6 protein-coding genes are annotated in these 15361 nt (G+C 54.9%); 4 read left to right on the forward strand and 2 right to left on the reverse strand.

The window, feature by feature from the left end; all coding sequences use genetic code 11:
- Positions 1 to 80 precede the first annotated feature (80 nt).
- Positions 81 to 6755: a polyketide synthase gene (locus tag MTX78_RS07750; RefSeq protein WP_243801434.1), complete on the reverse strand. Its 6675-nt coding sequence runs from the start codon at positions 6753 to 6755 to the stop codon at positions 81 to 83.
- A gap of 654 nt (positions 6756 to 7409) precedes the next feature.
- Between MTX78_RS07750 and MTX78_RS07755 the strand changes: the two genes are divergently transcribed.
- The 4 genes from MTX78_RS07755 (at position 7410) to MTX78_RS07770 (ending at position 12757) form a co-directional block, all read left to right on the forward strand.
- Entirely contained in the window at positions 7410 to 8087 is a 678-nt protein-coding gene (locus MTX78_RS07755) for a response regulator transcription factor (protein WP_243801436.1), read from the forward strand.
- A gap of 53 nt (positions 8088 to 8140) precedes the next feature.
- Positions 8141 to 9619, forward strand: a complete 1479-nt coding sequence (locus MTX78_RS07760; protein WP_243801438.1) for a sensor histidine kinase — start codon at positions 8141 to 8143, stop codon at positions 9617 to 9619.
- A gap of 187 nt (positions 9620 to 9806) precedes the next feature.
- Complete coding sequence (locus MTX78_RS07765; protein WP_243801440.1) at positions 9807 to 11414, forward strand: SulP family inorganic anion transporter; 1608 nt, start codon at positions 9807 to 9809, stop codon at positions 11412 to 11414.
- A gap of 395 nt (positions 11415 to 11809) precedes the next feature.
- Positions 11810 to 12757, forward strand: coding sequence for an NAD(P)-dependent alcohol dehydrogenase (locus MTX78_RS07770; RefSeq protein ID WP_243801442.1), 948 nt, complete (start codon positions 11810 to 11812; stop codon positions 12755 to 12757).
- Between the two features lie 94 nt (positions 12758 to 12851).
- Here the strand turns inward: MTX78_RS07770 and MTX78_RS07775 are convergent, their stop codons facing one another.
- Positions 12852 to 15332 carry a M1 family metallopeptidase gene (locus MTX78_RS07775; protein ID WP_243801444.1) on the reverse strand — a complete coding sequence of 827 codons (2481 nt, stop codon included), beginning with the start codon at positions 15330 to 15332 and terminating at the stop codon, positions 12852 to 12854.
- Between the last annotated feature and the right edge of the window lie 29 nt (positions 15333 to 15361).

Here is a 15361-nt window from a genome sequence, read left to right on the forward strand (position 1 = left end):
ACGCTAGATGTCATGTATTACCTGCTTATAAAAAGAGTGTGAGTAATTCCTTTTTCTCAATGGAAATAGGAATTGGTGTTTTAGTTGATATCAATCTTTAAATACTTGCCAGGTATTTCAGGATTGGATATATACCAAGCCGGATTGCCGTTATGGTCTCTTCCTAATCTTGCGCCTGGTACCGGCGGTTGATTTACAGAAAGCAGGTTTTGAAGCTTAGGAGTGGGTTTTGGATGGTTGGGGCTCTCTGGAAAGAAGCCGGCCTGTATCATCTCGTTCACACTTTCCTGAAACAAAGAAATAAGCAGCTCTATTTCCTCGAGGGTGTGCGCTTCAGTCATGAAGCAAGGAAATCCGTCCCAAATATGAATTCCTTTTTCGCGCATTAGCGTGAATAGTAATTCGCTGTATGGAATTTCTTTTTTGAATTTAATTTTCCACAAAGAGCCGAATTGAGCTGCGAAAGCGGGAAGCCGTTCTTCTTTGAATATCTGGTTGATTCCCTCCACCAATTGGTTGGTCTTTGCTGTGAGGGTTTCTTGCAAGGCCGGGCCTTTCTCTTTCATATAGAGCAGGGTGGCTTTGGTCGCGGCTAGGGCGAGAGGATGTCGCACGAAGGTGCCCGCAAAATACGTGACGCCTACCTCGGGGTAAGAAGCGTCATCATATTGCCAAAAGCCGCCATCCAGCGCGTCCATGAACTTCTTGTGCCCCGCAATGACGCCAATAGGTAAGCCACCGCCTACCACTTTGCCATAAGATGCCAGATCAGCTTTGATACCGAAGAGTGCTTGGGCGCCGCCAGGGTGCATGCGGAAGCCGGTAATCACCTCATCAAAGATGAGCGCAGTGCCAGACTGCTTGGTTATGGCTCGGACCTGCTTGAGGAATTCGATAGGCACAAACTCCGGCCGCCGACTCTGTACAGGCTCCACCAATACGGCTGCTAGCTCGTGGGCCCTCTCCTTGATAATGCGCAGGCTTTCATCGGTGCCATAGTCCAGGATTAGCATGTTGTGTACGGCTTCGGGCATAATGCCGGGGGCAGCCGGATACGACTTCAGTTTCTTGGTTCCGCGTACCAGCACTTCGTCGTTGATGCCGTGATAGGAGCCAGAGAAGGCCACAATGAGGGAACGGCCAGTTACCATACGGGCTACGCGCATGGTACCTAGCACCGCCTCGGAGCCAGTGCTGCACAAGGCCACTCGGTCGAAGCCGGTGAACTCACACAACAATGCACTGACCTCTCCAGCCAACTCGTGCTGAGGACCCACCTCGTAGCCGGTTTCTATTTGTTGGTGCAGGGCATCCGTAACCACGGTGGGTTGGTGGCCGAGCATAGAGGAGCCGAACCCATTGAGTGCATCAATGTACTGGTTGCCATCAATATCCCAGAGCTTGCTGCCCTTCGAACGGTTAACTACCAATGGATACACCACCTCTTTGGTAAGCGGCTTGAAGCCTGATACCACGCGCGGGTCGGCCATGTGGGCGCGGTGCTGCTGCGAATACGCCTTGCTACCCCGGGTTTTCTGATTGTAACGAGAGGTAAGCTGCCACACAAAATCCTGCTGTAGCTCACTTAGCTCCGTTGCTTGCCGCTCGATGCGGGCAGTTGCACCGAAGGGTTTCTTCAATTCCACTTCTTCCTCCGGCGTAAGTTCCGGGCTGCTGCCTGCAGGTTGCTCTGGAAGTGCGCTAGCCGTGCTGGAAAGAATAGCTGTTTCCAGTGTGTAGGATGGGGCAGCAGAGGCTGGCAATGCATTAGCACTTGCTGTTGGTACTGCTTGTGCGGAGCCTTGAAGCAACGTGACTTGCTGAGCCAGCAGATGCAGCTGTTGGGCTACCAAGCCCAGAATGGTGTCATTGGCGGGTACGGCAGGAACTTGCGCAGGTGGTAAGATGGCAGCAGCTACAGGTGCCAGAACTGGCTGCGCAGCGGGTGCCTGATGAATTTCCGGAGGCAATTGGCTATCCAGATACGAGACCAAAGCCTCTAGAGTAGAGTACTCTTGGTTGAGCTGCCGGAAGGTGATGGGAAGCTTGAACTCTTTCTTTAACGTGATAGCTACCTGCGTGATAAGCAAGGAGTCGAGTCCTATTTCCAAGAGAGTCATGGTAGGGGTGACTCCGTCCATCTCAATACCAGAGGCGTCTTCCAGTATGGTCTTTACTTTGCCAAGAAGACTGTCTTTTCTCGAAACAGCAGGTGGCAGAGAGGGGCGAGGGGCGGCAACTAAGGGAGCAGAAACAATAGGAGTAGGCACAATCGGCGGGGTAGGAGCAATAGGGGTGGAAGCAACTGCTGGTTCAACCCAGCAGTATTTCCGGTCGAAGGCGTAAGTAGGCAGGGCTAGTCGAGCCCTGGTCTGGTTGGCGTAGAAGTTCGGCCAATTGGGTTCCAGCCCGTGCAGCCATAAATGGCCGAGGGCTTCCAGCAAGGCTGGCTGTTCTTGCAGGGGCTCTTTTTGGCCGCTGAAGCTGGAGTGCACCGCTCCGGGTCGGGTGCCGCGTTGCTGTCGGGCCAGCGTGGCTAGCGTATTGCCCGGACCTACTTCCAGCAGTAGCGGTTGCTCTTGTTGAAAAATAGTTTCTAGCGCATCGGCGAAGCGCACTGTCAGTCGCAGATGTGAAGCCCAGTACCGTGGGTCGGTGGCTTGGGCGTCGGTGAGCCAGGTTCCGCTAACAGTAGATACCACCGGCTTCTGCGGCCTGCTCAAACTGATGCCCTCCACCACTTGCTGAAAATCAGCCACGATAGAGTTCATCATGTAGGAATGAAAGGCGTGGCTGGTAGCCAACAGGCGGTTCGGGACCTTTTGCTCGTCGAGCAGCAACGCAAACGTGGCCACATGTTCGTCGGCGCCCGCTACCACGCAGTGTACGCGGCTGTTGATAGCCGCAACCGATAGGTCTTCGGGTAGAAGCGCAAGTAGCTTTTCCGCTTCCATGCGTACGGATAGCATGCTGCCCCGCGGAAGCTCGCTCACCATGCGCCCTCGCGTAGCCACCAAGGATAGAGCGTCGGCCAAGGAAAACACACCAGCTAAATGAGCTGCCACAAATTCTCCGATGCTATGGCCGCACAAGACGGAAGGGCTGATGCCCCAACTCATCCAGAGAGTAGCCAAGGCATATTCCGTGACGAAGAGAGCAGGCTGCGCGTAGCGGGTATTTTTCAGCGTGTCTTCTTCCGCACTCGTACTGGCGGCGGGATAGATAGTATGCCGTATATCAGTGCCCAGGTGCGGCAGCAGTAAATCGGCGCAGGTATCCACCGCCTGCCGATATACAGCTTCCGTTTCATACAGCGTGCGGCCCATCTGTAGGTATTGCGCGCCCTGGCCCGGAAACAGAAATACCACTTCTCCGGGTAGTTGTTGCAGCGTTTGGGCGTCGGTGGCTGACGGTTGGGCGCGAAGCTTGGCTGCCAACTCCGCAGGCGTAGCGGCTACTGCAAAGCGCCGATGCGCAAAACGGCCCCGGGTCTTTTGCAGCGTATAGGCCACATCTGCTACAGTAAGCAAGGGCTCCTGCTCCAAGTAATCAGCTAGGTTGCTGGCATAAGCTTCTCGGCTGCCTACCGATTTGGCCGACCACGTAACCAACTGCGCTGCCCGACTTCCTGATGACGGGGGGGGCACGTTTTCAAACTCTTCGAGTATCACGTGCACGTTGGTGCCCCCAACGCCAAACGAGCTAACGCCTGCCCGGCGCACCTCCGAGGATTGCCAATCAGTGAGTGCGGTGGTTATAAAGAAAGGACTCGCGGCAAAATCAATACTAGGATTGGGTGCATTGAAGCCCAACGACGGTGGCAACTGCTTGTGGTGCAGCGCCAAGGTAGCTTTTATCAAGCCTGCTACACCGGCTGCTGGGGTCAGGTGGCCCATGTTACTCTTGATGGAACCCAGGGCACAGCTCTGTTTTGCTACCTGGTCTCCAAACGCCATGGTCAAGCCTTCTATCTCAATTGGGTCGCCGAGGGGAGTAGCTGTACCGTGAGCTTCCACATAACCGATAGAGGTGGCTGCCACGCCCGCGTCTTGGAGAGCCATAGTGATGGCGCCGGCCTGCCCAGCTGCACTAGGAGCCGTGAAGCTGCCTTTGCCGCGGCCGTCGTTATTAACGCCCACACCTTTGATAACAGCATAAATTGTATCACCGTCTTGCTGGGCAGCGGCTAAGCTTTTCAGCAAGACTACGCCCGCTCCGTCGCTGAACACTGTGCCTTGCGCCTGCGCATCAAATGGCCGACAATGTCCGGTGCGGCTAAGCATGGCGCCTTCTTCGTAGAGGTGGCCGCTAAACACTGGTGCGGTAATACTGGCTCCTCCTGCCAACGCTAACGTACAGTGGCCACTACGAATACTCTGCACCGCTTGTGTTATGGCCAACAGGGACGTAGAGCAGGCCGAGTATACACTCACGGCCGGGCCTTTCAGGTTGAGTTGGTAGGCCGTTCGGGAGGCTATGTAATCCTTTTCGTTCGCCGTCATCACCTGAAAGCTGCCCACCTGGTCTACCAGATGCTGGTTGCCGAGCACATTACGCTGGTAATACGTGTTGTTGCCACAGCCCGCAAATACCCCGATGCTCCCGTCGTAGTGCTGGGGCAGGTAGCCAGTTTGCTCTAATGCTTCCCAGGCAATTTCCAGGAACACCCGGTGTTGCGGGTCCATCAACGCGGCCAGTTTAGGGTTCAGGTCGAAGAAAGCCGCGTCGAACTGGTCGGGGTTATTGATGATTCCTCTGGCTTTGACGTAGAGTGGGTCGTTTTTGACGTGCGCCGGGATAGTGGCATCCAACTCGTCGTCGGTGAAGAAACGCGTGGTTTCCTTGCCTTGCTTTAGCAGTTGCCATAGGTCTGCTATGCTGTCGGCACCCGGAAAGCGCCCCGCCATACCAATAATGGCCACTTCCCCATGTGAGACGAGTGGCGGGCTTGCTGCTTGCTTTGGGGCAGGAGATGCGGCAGCGTGCTGCCCTAAAAGACTGGCGGTTTCCGCTACCGTAGGATGCTGGTATAGTTTGGTTATGGGCAGCGTGAGTTGGTGTTCCGTCTTCAACACGGCCACCGTTTTTTGCGCCAGCAACGAGTTACCGCCCAGTTCGAAAAAGTTATCATCTAGCCCTACTTTGTCTACCTGCAGCAGGTTGGCCCAAAGGGCAGCAATGGTTGTTTCCAGCGCAGAATGCGGTTTTCTGTATAGTGCCGAAAGCTCTGGCCGCTTCAATTCGGGGGCGGGTAACAGCTTGCGGTCAACCTTGCCGCTGGTGGTGAGGGGTAGTTGCTGCATCCACACGAAAGCCGAGGGCACCATGTAGTCTGGCAGGCGCTGCTCCAGCGTTTTTCGGGTTGCTTGGCTGTCTTGGCTGGTAGTTTCAGAAACCAGGTAAGCAACCAGTTTTTTCTGATTGTCGGCGTACTCACGGGCCACTACGATGGCCTGCTTGATGCCATCCAGCGTGTTCAAAACGGCTTCAACTTCGCCAAGCTCGATGCGGTGGCCACGGATTTTCACTTGGTCGTCCTGCCGACCCAAAAACTCCACGTTGCCATCTGCCAGGAAGCGGCCTAGGTCTCCGGTTCTATACAACCGAATCTGTTCGCCCGTTGTGGTTTGCTGAGTGATAAACTTTTCGGCGGTTAGCAGAGGTTGATTTAGGTAGCCTTCGGCTAAGCAAGCGCCCCCGAGGCAGATTTCTCCGATGCTACCTGCGGGCACCGGGTGCAAAGCCCCATCAACTACCACGATGAACGTATTGCTGATGGGCTTGCCAATGGGGGGCAAAGGGGGCCAAGCACTAGTGGCTCCTTCCAACTTGAACTCCGTAACGACGTGGCATTCGGTGGGCCCATATTGATTGTAGAGCACACAATCCGGTAGAGCAGAAAACAGCTGCTCGAGCTGCGGAGTGATTTTCAGCTGCTCACCCGCCGTCATGATTTCGTTTAAACAAACAGGAAAAAGCTGTTCGCTGACGGCGGCCTCTGCCAAATACTGCAATGCCACGAACGGCAGAAACAGCCGATTTACAGCGTGCTGCTTGATGAATAGCAGCAGCCCAGCTAAATCCAGCCGCAACTCTTCCTTGATCAGCAGCAAGCGGCCTCCGGTGCTGAGCGTGGCAAAAATCTCTTGAAAGGAAACGTCGAAGCTTAGCGGCGCAAACTGCAGCGTGCGGCTCGAGCTCGTGGCTCGGGACTGTGCGTTTTGCCAGTGCAATAAGTTGAGCAGCGCGGCGTGGCCCATGCACACTCCCTTGGGCTCGCCCGTAGAACCGGATGTATAGAGTACGTACGCGGTAGAGCCGGTGTGGCTAGCAGTGAGGCCCGTGTACGGATGCTGAGTGTCAGACTGAATAGAAACAAGCCCCAGCTCTTGAAAGAGCACTTGGTCTTGGTGGGCCGACAAGCAGGTGGAAACGCCTGAACTCTGAATGACTTGCCGGAGGCGTTGAGCAGGATAGTTGGGGTCAAGCGGCAAGTAAGCTTTGCCCGCTTTCAAAATAGCCAGAACGCCCACAATCATTTCCGGGCCCCGGGAGGTGCTTATCCCAATAACTGCTTCCTGCGGAGCATATTGCAGAAGCGCTTGGCACAGATTGTTGGCTTTGTTTTCCAGCTGTCGGTAGGTGAGTTGCTGGCCCTCATACTCCACAGCTACAGAGTCTGGATATGTAAGAGCGGCGTGCTCGAATAGCTGATGTACCAGCGTAACAGGAGTAGGAGTATGAGAAGAAAACATCAGCAGCTAAACCAACAATAAAAGGAAGGCAAATGCCTGTATCAGAAATTACACTGTAAAAGTATAGAAATCAGATGATATAAATTGTAGAAAATAGCAATATAAACTATGTATTATGAATTATTAAAGATAAAATATATGCATAGAAAGCATAAGTGAAGATTCAATGAATATGTAAGGAAAGTATAAGCTCGACAAATATTTACTTTTATTAATTGTATTATTTAAATACATGACTAAACTGTGAATTTGTGTGGTTTAGCTCGTTTGTAGCATGTTGCTCTTAGGGTATTTTTATATGATGTTACTATTGAGCATTGAAGCGCCAAATCAGGGAAAAAGCTGGCCCGACGGGAGGCACGGCTTCCTTCTTCGGTGTTGCAGATAGCAAAGCAGCCTCTTGGTATTTTCCGCGTCAGGTTGTCTTTCCTTTTGTTCTTTGAGAGGGTAGAGTATTTCGCCTCTAGCAGAGGTGCGTAGCATGGAATGCTCAACCTTACGGGGGGCTAGCTGTACTTTTACAGCAGTTTGCCTCGTAGAACGAGCTTGAGTCTGTTGTAAGCTGGCGAAACGAAGCACGCCGGCGTGGCTGGCCTTAGGCGTTTTGTTGCCACGGCCTCAGCCCATTATTTCCCATCCTGTACACGATCATACATGAAAATTCTGCTCGTAGAAGATGAGCCCAAAGTGGCTTCATTCCTGCACAAAGGCCTTACTGAGCAACAACACGCTGTTGAAGTAGCTACCGATGGACCCACCGGCCTACGGATGGCGCTGGCTGGCGCACACGACCTCATCATTCTGGACAACTTGCTTCCTGGCCTCAGCGGCCTTGATGTATGCCGGCAAGTGCGCGCTCAAAACCCGGCCGTCCCTATCCTGATGCTAACGGCCCTTGGCGAAACCGACGATAAAATTCGGGGCCTCGATGCCGGCGCCGATGACTACTTGGTGAAGCCATTTGCTTTCCAAGAGTTGCTAGCACGAGTGCGGGCCTTGGTGCGCCGTCGTCCTGAACCTAGCTCCACCGCAGCCATCCTGCACCTCGCCGATCTAACCCTCGACCCCGGCAGCAAGCGTGTGCAGCGTGCAGGCCAGCCCATCCAACTCACGGCCCGCGAGTTTTCTTTGTTGGAGTACTTGCTCCGCCACAAAGGCCGCGTCATATCCCGGGTTGATATTTTGGAGCACGTGTGGGAAACCAGCTTCGATACGGGTTCCAATGTGATTGACGTGTACATCAACTTTCTGCGGAAGAAGATAGATAAGGACTTCACTCCCAAGCTGATTCATACGCTGGTAGGAATGGGGTACGTCATGAAAGAAGAATAAACCAACCTGCGCAAGAGGCGGCAACTTAGCGGCATAGGCCGAGAAGGAACTGTATGTTGCCAGCAGCTAGCCATGCCCGCAAGCACCGCCGCAACTGGTGCCATTTCGCCCCGCTTAATTTCATTGTTGTCATGTCGATTCGCTTGCGTCTGGCTTTGCAGTTCACCGCCATTCTGGCCGTGACGCTGCTCTTGTTTTCGGTGGTGATTTATTATTCCACATTTCAGGCCCGGCAAGAATCTTTCACTGAAAGTCTGTTTGCGCGTGCTCGTGTTGTGGCACACGTGTATCTAGACGGTACCAACCGCGCCGACGAGGCAAGCCGTATTTCCTATCGGCGCTACTTGCGGCAGTTTTACCGGACCCTACCCGAAGAGGAAGTACGCGTGTACAATGCCTCCAACCGCGTGGTGTTCCGGGAAGGCCAACTCACGGATGTGCCCGTGCCCCTGAGCTTGCTTATGGCGGTTCGGCAAGCCGGCCGGCAAGTGCAGGTGCGCAACGGTTTTCACCAAACGGTTGGTATGCTGTATCAGGATGTGCGCCGCGGCGACTTTGTGGTAGTAGCTTCGTCCGTTGATCTGGACACCCGCGACAAGCTCCAGGGGCTTCGTAACATTCTGGTGAGCGGGCTCTTGGCGTCACTTATTGTGGTAAGTATTGGCGGCTGGTTTTTTGCAGGACAAGCCTTGAGCCCCATGCAGAAAGTGGTGCGCGAAGTGGACAGCATCACGGCTTCCGACTTGCACCGCCGCCTCTCGCAGGCTGGTGGCAAAGACGAAATAGCGCACTTGGCCCAGCGCTTCAACCAACTGCTCGACCGGCTGGAAATAGCCTTTGCCGGCCAGCGTACCTTTGTGCGCGATGCTTCGCACGAACTGCGCACGCCGCTTACTGTGCTCATTGGCGAGCTAGAAGTGGCGTTGCTACAGCAGGAGCGCAGCCCGCAGGAATACCGACGGGTGCTGCAAAGCACTTTGGATGCCTCCCGCCTGCTGAAGGATCTAACCAACGGGCTACTCCAGATTGCACGTGCCTCCGACGACCCCTCGCAGGTACCGCTGAGCGTAATCCGCCTGGATGAACTGTTGTTGCAGGCCCACGAAGAAGTGCAGCGCCGTCACCCTATCTGCCGGGTTGACTTGGAGTTTGGCGACGTGCCAGCTTGGGTACGGCAGCCGTTTGCGGTGAAAGGCAACGAGGCCCTGCTATTATCGGCGTGTCTAAACGTGTTGGAAAATGCCTGCAAGTTCTCGGTGGGTTGTGGAGCGCCAGTAGTTGCTATGCTAACCACCACCGGATACCATGTGGTGCTGGAAGTGCGCGACCAAGGCGTAGGCATGAGCGAGGCTGATCGTCAACAGGTATTCGTACCCTTCTTTCGGGCCGAGTCTATGCGGGCCATACCAGGGCACGGCATAGGACTACCGCTTACGGCCAAAATCATGTCGTTGCACAACGGGGTAGTGCGAGTGGAAAGCGAGCTAAACCAAGGCACGCAGGTGCGGCTGGAATGGCCAGCTGTTGGATAATAGAGAATCCTATTTAACACTTCCTTCCACAGGGGTTCTGGTCGGGCTACAGCAAAAATAACTCAACTTTAATCCTGTTTTAATTCCTTTTTAACCGTGTCTTAATTACGGGTCCGTAGACTTGTAAGGTCGTAGTGCACCGCGTTCTGTTTCATCAGGTTGCCTATCTTCTTGCTGGTCCCTCTGTATGCCTGAAATAACTCAAGCTCCTCGAAAGGTAGCTTCCACTGCTGTCGCTACCAAGGTTAGCTACTTAGGCAACCTCGGTAAAGATATTCCAGCCGGACTAGTCGTTTTTTTGGTGGCTCTGCCATTGTGTTTAGGTATATCACTGGCTTCAGGAGCTCCTCTGCTATCGGGTATTGTTACCGGTATTATAGGTGGGGTGGTAGTTTCCTGGCTTAGTGGCTCACAGCTGAGCGTTAGTGGCCCGGCTGCAGGCTTAACGGCCATCATTCTAACGGCTCTCCAAACGCTGGGCTCCTTCGAAGCGGTGTTGGCTGCCACCGTCATAGCTGGCTTGCTGCAAATCGTGATGGGGCTTGTGCGGGCCGGTATTATCGGTTTGTATTTCCCAACCTCCGTCATTCGAGGCATGTTGGCCGCAATTGGTCTTATCCTGATCCTCAAACAGATTCCTCACTTGCTCGGGGTGGATACCGACTACTTCGAGGATATGACCTTCCTGCAATTTGATGGGAAAAACACGTTCTCGGCTGTTGCATCGGCATTGCGCTCCTTCGGGTGGGGGTCAGCGCTTATCGGGATGCTGTCTTTGGGCGTGCTGCTGTTCTGGGAAAACGTATTGAGCAAGCGCTTTGCTTTGCTCCGCATGATACCTGCCGCGCTGGTGGTGGTTATTCTTTCCATTGTGCTAAGCTCCGTGCTAGACCTCGCGCTGCCCGTGCTGCGTGTTCGGCCGGAGCATTTGGTGCAACTGCCTATCGTGTCCTCTTGGGGCGACTTTTTGAACATCTTCATGGCCCCTGATTGGTCGGCTTTCAGCCGTTCGACCACCTACGGCGTGGCTTTCACTATTGCGGTGGTGGCATCGTTGGAAAGCCTGCTCAGCGTTGAGGCCGTCGATAAACTAGATCCGCACAAGCGTGCTACCCCCACCAACCGGGAGTTGATGGCACAAGGCGCTGGCAACATGATAAGCGGGTTGTTGGGTGGTTTGCCCATGACGGCCGTTATCGTGCGCAGCTCGGCCAATATCAACGCCGGTGGCCAAACCAAGGTGTCGGCTTTCTTTCACGGGTTGCTTCTGCTAATCAGCCTGCTGTTCCTGGAAACCATTCTCAACAAAATTCCACTGTCGGCATTGGCCGCAGTGCTGCTGGTAGTGGGGTATAAGCTAACTAAACCGGCGCTGTACCAAACGCAGTGGCGCCTGGGCATGCAGCAATTCCTGCCATTCATTGTAACGATTATAGCTGTCTTGCTCACCGACTTGTTGAAAGGCGTTACCATTGGCTTGGTAGTGGGCATCTTTTACATCCTAAAGACCCACTATGAGTCGGCTTATTTTATGCGGGCCACTCCTGAACTGCAGGGCACAGGGGTGTACCACCTCAAACTGAGCGAGCATGTTTCGTTTCTCAATAAGGCAAGCATTGTGCGGGTGTTAGAGCAGTTTCCTGCCGGTACGCACATCATCATTGACGGCTCAGAATCACAAATGATAGACTACGATGTGCTGGAAGCCATTGAGAACTTCCGCCAATCGGCGGTTGACCGGGGCCTCAAACTAGAGCTGCGCGGCATTAAATCGGTTGCGGTATTAGGGCATTAGAACCCTGGACAGCATGCATCTGCCTGGCAGACACCTTTGCTGAGCCTCCCAAGACCTAGTCCTGCGCATTCAACTCACGCTCTTCAAGCCAACAAAGTGCATGGCAGCATGCCCGAGCACGACGACAACCAGACAAAGACAACCGGTGCGGACACCAAAAAGAAAGCAGGCGCTACAGCCTAAAGAAATGAAAATTCAGTGCACGATGTGAGCTAGAATTCACCCTCTTGCCTTAGGGCAAGTTAATTAGTTAAGTGTGGTTAGAACCGCCGTGGCCCTTGGCTGCGGCGGTTTTGCTTTCAGGAACAGCCACGGCGGCAGCGGCCAACGCAAAGAGCCGGTTCGACTGGTAGCGAGGCGCTACGTATGCTGTAGCTCACTAATCTGATGCCGCTATGCAAGCAGTCTATTTCAAGCAATATGGTCCCGCTGACGTGTTGCAGTACGGCGAGTTGCCAACTCCCTCTATCAAAGCCAACCAAATTCTGGTTCGTGTACGAGCCAGCAGCGTGAATCCCGTCGATTGGAAAGTTCGCCAAGGCGACCTAAAGCTTATTACCGGACTTAAATTTCCTAAAATACCTGGCCGAGACGTGGCAGGCGAAGTAGCAATTGTAGGAGCCAACGTGGTACGCTTTGCCCCCGGCGACCGAGTGTATGGGTTGCCCAACGACGGAGTGGGCGGAGCCAATGCCGAGTATGCTGTGCTGGCGGAGTCGGTGGCCGCTTTCATTCCAGAGAAGTTGAGCTTCGAGGAAGCCGCCGCCGTACCCTTGGCAGCTCTTACGGCCTTGCAAGCCCTACGCGACCATGGCCAGCTACTTTCTGGCGACCGGGTACTTATCAATGGGGCATCTGGCGGAGTGGGCTGTTTTGCCGTGCAACTGGCCAAAGCCCTAGGCGCCGGGGAGATTACAGGCGTGTGCGGCCCAGACAACGAGGAGCTAGTACGCAGCCTTGGCGCCGACCGGGTGCTCAACCACCAAGACAACGACTTCACCAAGGAACTAAGCCGTTACGATATCGTCTTCGATGCGGCCGGTAAAAGCTCGTTTGTGGCTAGCAAGGAGGCGTTGCGCCGCAACGGCCGATACATCACCACCACTCCCGACCCGACTGCTATTCTTGCTGGTACGGCCGCGGCCGTCTTTTCCACCAAGACACAACACGCCTTTATGGCTAAGGAAAGCGGCTCCGATTTAGCCCTGATTTCCGCCTGGTTGCAAGCCGGCACTATTCGCCCCGTCATTGACAAAACCTTCCCTCTGCAAGAGCTTGCCGAAGCGCACCGCTACAACGAGCAAGGCCACGCCGCCGGCAAAACTGTGCTAACGGTACAATAAATAGCCTGCCATCAGCACATAAAAAGCCCCTTCTACAGCACGTAGAAGGGGCTTTTTATGTGCTGATGGCAGGTTGTGCTTTATTACGAGGCTCTTATTTGGCCTGCTCAATCTCAGTCACGGCCTTATCAATGATGGGCTGCTGCATACTGGCGGCAGGACCCGGCTTTTCTTTGGTGATGCTTTGTAGCAACCCAATCATCGGCTTATCGGCGCCGCGCGACTTGTACTGGATGGCAATGGCCTTGATCCGGTCCACTCCTTCGCTGAAGGCGGTTGGGTCTTGGAGGCGCGGCAACATCGTGGCAATGTCTTCTAGCATACCAAACTTGCCTTGTGGCCCGGCGGCATCGTACTTGTTGCGAATGTAAGCCCATTCGGCCGTGCCGCCCGCCATGGCGTACACCGCTGTTACTGCTTGCGTCAAGGACTCATGCTCGTCTGCCTCGTAGGCTTTGGCTTTGGCAAGTGCCTGCGCTGGGTCAGTGAGGGCCAACGCTTGGAGAGATGCCCCTTGCACCGCGTAGGACTTACTGCCGGTTAGTTGCTTAGCGAAGGTTTTGGCATCGCCCTTGTCCTTGAGTTTCGCCAGCGTTATCAGGGCGTTGGCTAGCACCGAGGTTTCTTTCTCGCTGTTGATCATCTTACGAATGGCAGGAGCCGCCGCCTTGGCCACCGCTTTGTCTTCGAGTTCGAGGCGTTCCAGCGAAAGCGAGCGAAGGTTGGCAAACTTGTCGCGCAGGCCGCTCAGGAGCAGGGTACGAGCAGCGGCATTGGTTTTCTGCTCTTTGGCAGCAGCCAGCAGAGCTTCGCGGCGGTCTAAGTAGAGCGGCGCGTGGTTGTACTGGTACACGTAGTCGGCGAGGGGCTTATTCTCGGTGGGCTGCCACACCAGGGTTTTTTCAGCGTCCACGTTCACCAGATCGGGCTTGCTGTCCAGCGGCATCGTGAAGGTTTGGGTGGCCTCGGTCATGGTCACGCGCTGGCGCTGGGCTTTGCCTTTCACGTAATAGTCGATGGCGAAAGGCAGGCGAAATACCTCGCCGGGCTGCGTCTGCTTCACCGTTACGGCCTGCACCTTTTTAGAGGCATCCCAGGTATACTCTATCGTAACGACGGGGTGGCCAGAGCGGAAGTACCACTGGTTGTAGAACCAGTTTAGGTCTTGGCCCGATACGGCTTCCATGGCAAGACGCATCTGGTGGGCTTCACCGTTGCCGAGGGCATTGTCTTTCAGATATTTCTGAAGACATGCAAAGAATACATCGTCGCCAAGGTAAGTGCGAAGCATGTCCAGAATGGCACCGCCTTTCTGGTAGCTCACCAAGTCAAACATCTCCTCTTTGTCGCCATAGTGGAAGCGCACCAAGTCTTTGGCGGCGTCGCGAGGGCTGGAGAGGTAGTTGCGCAGGTTGCGGTAGTTGTGCGCATCAGCGGCATCAGCCCCGTACTTGTGCTCGGCGTAGAGCCCTTCCGAGAAGTCGGCCATCGACTCGTTCACGGTCAGGTTGCTCCAGCTTTCGGCCGTCACGTAGTCGCCGAACCACTGGTGAAACAGCTCGTGGGCAATAACGGACTCGTTCTGGTATTGGCGGTCGAGCAACTCCCGGTCGGTCATCTGCACAAACTCGCCGTGCAGCGTGGCCGAGGTGTTTTCCATGGCGCCGCTCACGTAGTCGCGCACCACAATCTGGGCGTACTTGTTCCACGGGAATTCCACGCCCAAGCGGGTCGAGAAGAACTCCAGCATATCGGGCGTGTTGCCGAAGATCTGCTTGGCATAGGGCGCGTACTTGGGCTCCAAGTAGTAGCTCACTTCTTTGCCGCGCCAGGTTTCCTTGAAAATTTTGAAGTCGCCGACGGCCATCATGAACAGATAGGGCGCGTGTGGCAACTCCATCTTCCAGGTATCGGTGCGCAAGCCGGCGCCAGCCGGCTTCTGGCTCACCAGCGCGCCGTTGCTGAGCGTGACGTACTTGGCTGGCACGGTCATGCTGATTTCCGACGTGGTCTTCTGGTTGGGCCTGTCGATGGTGGGAAACCAAGCCGATGAGGCTTCCGTCTCGCCCTGCGTCCAAATCTGCACGGGCTTGCCTTTCTCGGTGCTGTCGGGGTTGATGAAGTACAAGCCCTTGGCATCGGTGATGGCCGCGCTGCCTTGCGCTTTCAGCTCGTTGGGCTTGGCCGTGTACTCGATGTAAATGGTGTAGGCGGTGCCCGGCGCCATGGATTTGCCGAGGTTGATGCGCAGGTTGCTTTGGTCGTAGTCGAACTTTAGCTTCTGTTGCTGCTCTCCAGTCATCAAAGCCACTGACGTGATATCCATGCCTTTGGCATCGAGCCGCAACGAATCGGTGGCGTAGGCGTGGGGCTTGAGGGTAACCCACTCTTTGCCGTAGAGGTAGCGCTTCGCGTAATCGAAACGCACATCCAGCTTGGTATGCACTAGGTCATTGATTTTGGTGGCCGATGCCCGGTAGGGGCCAATCGGTTCGGCCGGTGCCGTGGGAGCCTGGCCTTGCGTGTTGGCACTGGCCGCCAGAATCAGCAAGCTCAGCGCAGAAAGGTGCTTCATGAAAGGAATGTGAGTGGAGAAAGAGGATT

This window comes from Hymenobacter tibetensis (genome assembly GCF_022827545.1).
Taxonomy (GTDB): domain Bacteria; phylum Bacteroidota; class Bacteroidia; order Cytophagales; family Hymenobacteraceae; genus Hymenobacter; species Hymenobacter tibetensis.